This window comes from Staphylococcus canis (genome assembly GCF_016238445.1).
In the GTDB taxonomy this organism is placed as follows: domain Bacteria; phylum Bacillota; class Bacilli; order Staphylococcales; family Staphylococcaceae; genus Staphylococcus; species Staphylococcus canis.
This window is the reverse complement of the sequence record NZ_JABANU010000067.1, coordinates 1-439: the sequence shown is the minus strand read 5'-3', so window position 1 is coordinate 439 and position 439 is coordinate 1. Positions and strand designations below refer to the sequence as shown.

At 32.6% G+C, this 439-nt stretch carries 1 protein-coding gene; it reads right to left on the bottom strand.

Annotated features, from left to right (window positions below):
- Nucleotides 1-38: 38 nt before the first annotated feature.
- Nucleotides 39-439: transposase (locus HHH54_RS10925; protein WP_198618817.1), on the bottom strand; the 401-nt coding region annotated here is incomplete at its 5' end.

The window sequence follows — 439 nt, the reverse complement described above, 5'->3', positions numbered from 1 at the left end:
GGCTCTTTGTCAACGTCGGTTGGTGAAGACAAAACGTACTAAGTTGCTATTTTTAGTGACTTGGTACGTTTTTTATGTTCACTTACAAACATCCTAGAAATAACTAATATTCTATTTCTGAAATTATAAAAGTTTCTATAACCGTAAGACACACGCTTAATAAGTTTAATTTTATTGTTAATACCTTCAATTGGTCCATTTGTTAAATGGGGGTATTTTACTGTATTCGTGATGTAAGGCAGGTATTTGATAAGTGTTTGTATAACACGTTTAAGTCCCTTGAATATCGGCTTACGTTTCGAAGAATATAATGCGACTTCTAACTTCTTAATACAGTTTGATTTCAGTGCTTCTAAGATAAAGTGCCCTGTTATATATGTCATTTCAAGTTCTTCACTCAGACCTAATAAATATTGAACTAGACTGTATTGGCTATGCC